We start from the raw sequence: 9,007 nt of genomic DNA, 5'->3' as shown, positions 1-9,007 counted from the left end.
GATGTCTGGTGATTTGTAGTCATAAATTTTAGTCCCCACTTGTTTTTAAGTGGGGACTAAATTAAGGCTTATAGGATGAATTCATAAGGTGTGTTCAGCGGACGCTTACGTTTTACTTTGGACAAGTGGCATTAATTTAAAGTCACCTGTCGCTGGTACAGGAGTACCTTTAATGATTTCACCATTTTGCTGTGCATAAACGGTTGCACCTGCTTGAGCAAGGCTTGGGCTGACGAAGCCACTGATGGTTCCACTCACAACTTGTGGTGTTGCTGTGACAACTGGTTTCAGGTTGTATGAACCATTTCCACGTTTCACAATAGATTGGCATGCATCAAAATCTAAAACAAGATCAACTAGTGTGTCTGGCTTTACATCAAATGATCCCACGACTTTATAGCCACTCTGAGCCGCGCTCGGTGTCGTCAATGCTAGCTCGGTACCTCCTGTAGGAACAACAGAGTTAGCCCATTTTGATCCTTGATTTTGATCCAGAACTAAACGGATTTGTGTATAGCGCCCAGCTGGAAGAGGGGTCTGTCCTAAAGTTGTGAGAGCACCATTGGTCAGTGTAAGTAAATCTATTTTTTTAGGATTAGCTAGTTTTACTGAATACCAGCCTGCATCGCTATCTTTTGCTGTACTACTGCTATGTACTTTTACCTCTTTGACAGTGACATAGACGTGATCCATTCCACAAGCAGGGTTATCGGTTAGGCTGACATTGAGCGTGCCTGTATTGTTTGAATTATTATCAGCGCTGCTTCCACCACCACATGCAACTAAGCCTAAAGAAGTTATAGCAACCAAGCTAATCAATTGAATATTCTTCATGAATAGGTCCTTTCATCCGAGAATAGTATGTAAAATTGTTTTCGGAATATAAAAGATTTTGTCAAAATACTATGTTGTATAATTATAAATAATTGTTTTTATTGATTAAATTGGTGTGAGCTAGTTTCTGTTTTATACATAAAGATAGTTGTAGATCATGATTAGATATCATTTTAGATGAAGTAATCACAAATCCCAACTTCACAGATATTAACTTCATGAATAGGCATAAAAAAACCTCATCATATGATGAGGTTTTTTAGAATTTGGTGGGTCGTCCGCGACTCGAACGCGGGACCAACGGATTAAAAGTCCGCTGCTCTACCAACTGAGCTAACGACCCTGAGTGAGGATAAGTAAAATAACCTTTACTTAGACCTTAGAGAAAATCTATAATTTTTCTAAGTTAAACCTCTTACAGGCGTTTGTAAAATACATTTTACAAACTATCAAAACATTAAGTGGTGGGTCGTCCGCGACTCGAACGCGGGACCAACGGATTAAAAGTCCGCTGCTCTACCAACTGAGCTAACGACCCTAAGCAAGCGATTAAACATGCTTCGCAAGTAAAACTAATCAGTTCTAAGTGCGTCTTCGTTTTGATGTTGCGTATTCTAGCAACTTATTCAGCTAACACAAGAGGAAATTTAAAAACATCTGCATGATTGTTTATAAAAAGCACGATTTCCTCTTGTTTAGCTAAAAAATAAACTAGAAACGGTATTGATATGCCTGAATATTCTCAAAGATTTCAGTATTTACATCACAGTAGCTCGTTGCGCCTGGTAATAAAACCAACAAGCGTTCATCTGTTTTGCTTGGGTCAAATGCATCTTCTTTCAGCTTATTCTTTTGATACTTAAAGGTACCTGTTGTTTCAACTTTGGCTTGTACACGTAAGAACACCGGAATCGCATAAGCTGGTAAGCATTTCTTGAATACACTGACCATTTCCGTAAGGTCATTATCATTCAGTTCAGCGCCATCGGTTAAAGTGATAGCAGCCATACCTGCACGACCATTGGTGTTTGGAATTTCTACACCATAAACAACAGCTTCAGCGATCTTTTCGTATTCAGAAACCATGTTTTCAACTTCAGTCGTTGAAACGTTCTCACCTTTCCAACGGAAAGTATCACCCAAACGATCTACAAACTGTGCATGACGGAAGCCAATATCACGTACTAAATCACCAGTGTTGAAATACGAATCACCTTTAGTAAAGACATCTTTCAAGATAACTGATTTGTTTTTCTCAGGATCAGTATAACCATCGAAAGGTGAACGGCTAGTAATCTTACCTACGAGTAAGCCGACTTGACCTGTTTTGACTTTCTTGCAATAACCTTTGCTGTCACGTACTAGTTCGTTTTTCTCTTTGTCGTATTCAACAATTGCATATGGTGTAGGAGAAAAGCCAACTGTATTGTCAAAGTTGAAAATATTGCTGAAGCCAACGTTACCTTCACTTGATGCATAAAGCTCGAGGACTTCTTGAACACCAAAGCGCTCTTTGAATTTGCCCCAAATATTTGGTCGCATACCGTTACCAATCATTTTGGTAACACGGTGAGCACGGTCAAGTTCTGTAATTGGTGCATCCATGAGGTAACGACATAATTCACCGACATAACCGATCGCTGACGCATTAAATTTCTGAACATCTTTCCAGAATGCACTCGTCGAGTATTTACGACGAACAGCTAAAGTTGCGCTACCAGCAATCACACCACACCAGCACACAACGACGCCAGTTGCATGATAGAGCGGTAAAGTGACATACATTACGTCATCTTTACCTAAATTTAGAATATGACCATATGTACCATAAGCAAGTGTCCAACGGCTATGCGTGAAGATTACTGCTTTAGGTAAGCCTGTCGTGCCAGATGTATAGATATAGAATAATCCATCTTTACCAGTCACAGTGTGTGTGGTTGATGGATTGAATTTAGGGAATTGATCAATTTGTTGAGCAAGATTGACATAGCCTTTAGGTGCTACGCCTGCATTTTGACGAGTTTCTTGATCTGCAAACCAATGGAAACGATCTTGAGCAACAGTTAAATCTTGGCGAATTTCGTCTATCGCAGCTCGTACTTCTTCGCCAGCAATCACCGCGATAGGATTAACTAAGTTAATACTGTGTGCTAGAACTTTGCCGACCTGTGATGTATTTACAAGTGCAATCGTTACGCCAATTTTAGCTAAAGCAACAATAGTGGCAATTAATTCAGGACGGTTTTCAACCATCACTGCAATTACATCACCTTTTTTTGCCCCAAGCGACAAGTAGTAATGTGCAATTTGGTTTGCCCATTCGTTTAAAGCACTGTAGCTATAACGTTGATCTTCAAATAACAGGGCGATTCCTTGCGGATTACGCTTAACTGCTTTTTCAAAGGCAATTCCTAAGCCTGCTGGGGAAGTAGGCGTCCGCAAATAAGCCTGTTTAAGACCATTGAGGATATGAGGTACTTTTGTGATGAAGTTGGGAAGGCGAGTTGCGACATCACTAAGGGTAATAATATCGGTCTGTGTAGTTTGGCTCATATCAATCCTGTTTATTTTTCGATCAATCCAAAAAATGGCTATCTGTTGGAACACAACCATTAACATCATTGTTGTTAATGCTGTTTTTTAATGGGAAGTTCCTAGAGCAATCAACCTAATCTGACAAAATAACAAAAAAGCCTAGTCATCGAAATGACTAGGCTTGTGCTTATTGTGTGCAATTTAGCAAATTATTCATTGCCAGCAGTTGCTTTTTTCGGTGGACGACCACGAGGGCGACGAGGGCGACTAGATTTATCTTTCTCTAGTTTCGCAGCTTCATCTTCCGCTTCAGTCTCATCACCTTCAACAACAGTCTCTACTTTTTCTTCGGCTACAGCGACTTCAACGGTTTCTGTTTCAGTTGCTTCTAGTTGAAGAACAGTGGTTTGTGCTTCTTCAATTGCTTCTGCAGCAGTTTCTTGAGCATCTTGCACTTCTGTTGCCGTTGTGAGCTCGAGAGGTTGCTGCTCAGGAATTGCATCAACTGGCTCTGAAGTAGAAGTTGCTGGTTCAGCTTCTTTTGCTTCAACTGGCGTCTCTGCGGTAGTTGCTGGTTGAGCTACTGAAGCGTTCGCTGCAATATGTGCTTCTTTCGCTTGTTCCGCAGCAAGTTTGGCAAGGCGACGGCGTTCACGAGGGTCATTTGCAACGCGAGTCACAGGAGCTTCAGGTGGTGTTAAAGGTAACACTGGTGCAGGTTCTGCTTCCTGAGTTGGCTTCTGTGAAGGAAGAACAGCATCACGTGTAACAGGACGCTTTTCTTCAACCACAACAGTTTCTACTGCAATACTACTTGCGTATTGTTCAGCGAACTTTTGTAATGCACGGTTGAACGTTGTGACTAAACCAAATTGTTCAATCAAAATTGTGCAATCTTCACCATAAATATGGCGAATCAGACCACCAAGAGTATATTGCCCTAAGGTTGGTATCTGCGAGTGCACAATTTTAGGTGCTGGCTTTTGATTAGTATGCCCACCACCTTGATGCGAACGGCGACGTGAACGAGGATCGTTACTTGCACGTTTTACAAGCGCTACTTGAGTTGATGGCTCAACAACAGCAGTTTCTTCAACTTCTGGCTGTGCCGCTTGAGTTGGCTCAACTGTTTCTGCTGTCGCAATTACAGCTTTTACAGACTCAGTGTGAGGCACATCTAACGGTGCTTTTTCTGCATTAATTGCAACGATTTCACTTTGACCTTGATCAATATTTACGATCAATGCCGTGTTCATCGCTTCCGCACGTGGTGCATCAACAACGTCCACTTTTACTTGTTGTGGATTAACTGCCGCTTCAGCTGTTACTACTGGAGTTTCATTTAAAACACTTTGGTCACGATGACGGTTTGGTCGGTTCGGACGTTGTTGCTGGTTGCGATCACGACGTGGCAAAGGCGCAGACTCATTCACTGCAGTTTCTTGATGTTGCTGCTGAGCTTCTTGAGGTTGATGACGCTTTTGCTGACGTTTTTGTTCACGTTGCTCTTGGCGTTGTTCATGACGTGAAACTTGTGTCACTTCTTCATGCACTTGGTTTTGTGGTTCATGTGCATGTGAGTGTTGCTCACGTTGTTCTTTATGTTTGCGCTTCTTCTGGTTTTGATTAGGACGATGAGATTTTTCGTCTTTTTCAAATGTTTCACGTGCTTCTTGTTTTGCAGGTGCTTGTGAAATATAAGCGTTATTGCTTGCAGGGGCAGGTGTTTCTACAGCTGCAGGAGCAGGGATATTCACTTGTCCAAACTGACCACGACTTACTGCGCCGTTATTTATCATTTGCTCAATCGCAGCAGCAGCATTTTGTGCAGAACGAGATTGATCAGTAGTTTGAGCTTGTTTTTGAACAAATAAGTTCTCTAACCAAGCACAAGGGCTTGCTGATTTCTGTACAGTGGCTTGAGCTGGTTTTGCTTGCGCAGCTTGAGCTTGATGGGCTTTCTTTTGTGGTGCTGTTGCATTTTGTGCAGGAGCAGCTGGATGGCTGTGATCTGCTTCTTCTAAATGCCAATCAGAAGACTCATAACCAAGTTCTTTTTCACTTGAACGAGTTGCTTCAGTACGTTCATAGCTAGATGGGGCAAAGCCATCTGGATTGAACTGGATTTGATAATGTGGTGTTTCCAAGTGCGGGTGAGGCAACACAGTGACACGTACATTTGAAGTTTGTTCAAGATAAACCAGGCTGTGACGCTTTTCATTCAATAAGAACGCAGCGATTTCAACAGGTACTTCAACTTGAACTTCACCTTGGCGTTCACGTAAAGCAATTTCTTCAACTTTACGCATAATCGAAAGTGAAAGTGAACGTAAGTCACGAACCATTCCTGTGCCATGACAGCGTGGGCACACATAACCTGTCGCTTCTTCTAAAGAAGGACGTAAGCGCTGACGGCTCATTTCCATCAGACCAAAACGTGAAAGTTGACCGAACTGAATACGTGCACGATCGCTTTGTGTCGCTTCACGTAATTTCGCTTCAACCATACGTTGGTTGCGATCTTTGGTCATGTCGATGAAATCGATCACAACTAAACCGCCAATATCACGTAAGCGAAGTTGACGTGCAATTTCTTCAGCTGCTTCTAAATTGGTATTTAATGCAGTTTCTTCAACATCGTGACCACGCGTTGATTTCGCTGAGTTAATATCAATTGAAACTAAAGCTTCAGTTTGATCAATCACAATTGAACCACCTGAAGGAAGTTTTACTTCACGTTCATAAGCGGTTTGGATTTGACTTTCAATCCCGAAGTGAGCAAATAAAGGCTCATTCAAGGTATAAGTTTTTAACTTATCAAGCTGACGTGGCATTACTGCTTTAACAAAGTTATACGCTTCGTTATATGCCTGCTCGCTATCAATCAAGATTTCTGCAACGTCATCACGTAAGTAATCACGAATAGCACGCGTCACTACACCAGCTTCTTGGTGAACAAGCATTGGTGATGGACCTGAACTTGCAGAGCTTTGAATTTGAGCCCAAAGATCCAACAAATGTTGTAAATCCAGTTGAAGTTCTTCTTGGGTGCGACCGATACCTGCGGTACGAACAATCACGCTCATGCCACGAGGTACATTTAGAGAAGATAAAATTTCTTTTAGCTCTTCACGCACAGAACCTGAAATTTGACGGCTGATACCACCACCTTTCGGGTTGTTTGGCATAAGAACTAAATAACGACCTGCAAGAGAAATAAAGGTAGATAGGGCAGCACCTTTGTTGCCACGCTCTTCTTTCTCAACTTGAACGAGTAGTTCAGTACCTTCAGTGATCAGTTCACGAATGTTAGAAGTTTGACGAGGATCTGCTTTGAAATACGAGTTTGCAATCTCTCGCATTGAAAGGAAACCTTGACGCTGAGCACCATACTCGACGAAAACCGCTTCTAAAGATGGTTCAACGCGAGTGACGTGACCTTTGTAGATGTTTGATTTTTTTTGTTCACGAGTACGGTTTTCTAAATCGAAATCGTAAAGGCGATTACCAGTGATAAGTGCAACGCGAACTTCTTCGGCGTGGGTTGCATTAATCAACATACGTTTCATGGGTGTGACACCTAATAGTGATGCACACAAACAACAAGCTCAATACTTTTGAGCAAACATCAAATTGACGCGATCAAGACTCAGAGGCTACTTTTATTTGCGAAGCTCTGAAACCACTGACTGTAAATTTCCAGTTTGGGCTTTGATACGGTTGTTTCGATGTTGGCAATACTGCTTCTATCTTTGGTCTGTTGATATTTCATCTCTGTCTTGCATCTGAGAAATATGGTAAGACCCCGACATAATCAAAGTTTCCTGTACGCTTCACTGGCGGGTGAGCGGTGCATTGGATGGTGACTTTCACTGTCATTAAGCATTGAAGTCGATCCATCTGGAAGTCTTGATACGGAATGATCATCGTATCACTGCTTAGCAGTTCCAATGCATCAACGCTTTAGCCTGAATGCGACATCAGGGAGCAAATTGTCTGATGTGGATCAGTTTACGTTTAATAACCAACAAATTGCTGGCGACATATTTTTTCTGAGCAAACTGCATGTGCTGATGCACAATTAAACGCAACAGTTTGTCATTTTGCCGATATAATAAGCCTTCGGCGTCGGCATAATTCTTTAGGACCTATCCGAGTTGTTGGTGAGGATCTCATCGATTTAAAATTTTATCTAAATAAAATTTCTGATTTGATGCTCACTTACGGTGGTATCCGTGCGCTGAATATATCAAACCTTGCGGCATCTGCCTATGGGCTAAGTTTAGGTTTCTTGTGAAATAACTTAGCTAAATGATCATTTTTTAATCGTATTTAGCAAATCTTGGATGAATCGAACGTATGAATTCTACACAACAATGGCAAAGTGTCACTTGGTTTGACGTGGATGAGCATCAAGAAGGGCAGCGAATCGATAATTTTTTATTTACCCGATTAAAAGGTGTTCCTAAAAGTCGAATCTATCGTTTGATTCGTGAAGGACAGGTTCGGGTCAACAAAAAAAGAATAAAAGCAGAAACACGATTGAGTATTGGTGACCAAATTCGAGTTGCGCCGATTCGTTATGAACAAAAAGATGAAACCGATGCACCCGTGAGTGATGGTGTAGCGCAAAGTTTACTCGGTCGAGTGGTTTACGAAGATGAAGGCTTATTAGTGGTGAATAAACCATCTGGTATTGCCGTTCATGGTGGTAGCGGGGTTGCATATGGCTTGATTGAAGCCATGCGTGCTGCGACAGGCAAAAAATATTTAGAATTGATTCATCGTATTGACCGTGATACCTCAGGTCTAGTGATGATTAGTAAGAAGCGAAGTACCCTCAAGTTACTTCAGGACTTATTGCGTGAGCATAAGATTAAGAAGACCTATGCAGCAATCGTCAAAGGGCAAGTGAGTTTGGATCAACAATTGATTGATGCACCTTTACTTCGTTATGAACTTGCGAATGGTGAGCGACGTGTCCGTGTCACTAAAGAAGGTAAACCTAGTAAGACAGAATGGAAGGTGATTGAGCGATTTAAAGCCGCAACATTAGTCCACGCTTCACCCTTATCAGGTCGTACGCATCAAATTCGTGTACATGGTCTAAGTATCGGGCATCCTTTGATTGGGGATGATAAATATGGTCACAATACAGCTTATACAGGTCCTGAAGCACGCCGTTTATGCTTGCATGCAATGCGCTTAGATATTCCGAACTACCCAACCATCGAAGCACCAATGCCTGAAGATATGCAACAGGTGATTAATGAGTTGAGAAAGCAAAAATGAGTCAGAATGTTGAATTAGTCATTTTTGATTGGGATGGGACGTTGTTTGACTCGGTTGGGCAAATCGTGGCAAGTCTGCAATACGCAGCACAGCAGTTTGAACAACCGCTTACCGATGATGCTGCAAAGAGTATCATTGGTTTAGGCTTACCTGAAGTCATGCAAATTTTATTTCCACAGGTACCGCATTTACAGCAAGATATTTTGCAATGCTATGCAGATCATTATGTTGCCAACGGCTTTGTTGCACAAACCTATCTGTAAAGGCTTTTTCAGCGATATAATTTTCAAATGAAGAAGCCTACACACAAAATCTACCGCACAACCAATTGGCCCGCATATAACCG

General features: G+C 41.7%; 4 protein-coding genes, 2 tRNA genes and 1 pseudogene. 2 read left to right on the top strand and 5 right to left on the bottom strand.

The genetic code is table 11. The annotated features are described in order from the left end of the window. Positions 1–105: 105 nt before the first annotated feature. From ACSC97_RS16920 to ACSC97_RS16900, 5 genes are all read right to left on the bottom strand, one after another. Positions 106–834 (bottom strand): DUF4382 domain-containing protein, encoded by a 729-nt coding sequence (locus tag ACSC97_RS16920; protein WP_436662094.1) that lies wholly within the window; start codon positions 832–834, stop codon positions 106–108. A gap of 267 nt (positions 835–1,101) precedes the next feature. Beyond that, positions 1,102–1,177 (bottom strand) — tRNA-Lys (locus ACSC97_RS16915). 119 nt (positions 1,178–1,296) lie between these two features. Then, positions 1,297–1,372: transfer RNA gene (locus tag ACSC97_RS16910), tRNA-Lys, on the bottom strand. Between the two features lie 173 nt (positions 1,373–1,545). Continuing rightward, on the bottom strand, positions 1,546–3,387 hold the full coding sequence (locus tag ACSC97_RS16905; protein WP_436662092.1) for a long-chain-acyl-CoA synthetase: 1,842 nt from the start codon (positions 3,385–3,387) through the stop codon (positions 1,546–1,548). 191 nt (positions 3,388–3,578) lie between these two features. Then, positions 3,579–6,938: an Rne/Rng family ribonuclease gene (locus ACSC97_RS16900; protein ID WP_436662090.1), complete on the bottom strand. Its 3,360-nt coding sequence runs from the start codon at positions 6,936–6,938 to the stop codon at positions 3,579–3,581. 790 nt (positions 6,939–7,728) lie between these two features. Between ACSC97_RS16900 and ACSC97_RS16895 the strand changes: the two genes are divergently transcribed. Both ACSC97_RS16895 and ACSC97_RS16890 read left to right on the top strand, forming a co-directional pair. Next, entirely contained in the window at positions 7,729–8,661 is a 933-nt protein-coding gene (locus tag ACSC97_RS16895) for an RluA family pseudouridine synthase (protein ID WP_004958755.1), read from the top strand. Next, positions 8,658–8,897 (top strand): annotated as a pseudogene (locus ACSC97_RS16890) (HAD hydrolase-like protein); the annotation flags it as partial. The gene ACSC97_RS16895 and the pseudogene ACSC97_RS16890, both read left to right, overlap by 4 nt. Between the last annotated feature and the right edge of the window lie 110 nt (positions 8,898–9,007).

Origin of the sequence: Acinetobacter sp. P1(2025), from assembly GCF_051390655.1 — a bacterium.
GTDB lineage: Bacteria > Pseudomonadota > Gammaproteobacteria > Pseudomonadales > Moraxellaceae > Acinetobacter > Acinetobacter junii.
The sequence above is the reverse complement of the archived record's forward strand: the minus strand, read 5'-3'. Positions and strand labels throughout refer to the sequence as shown.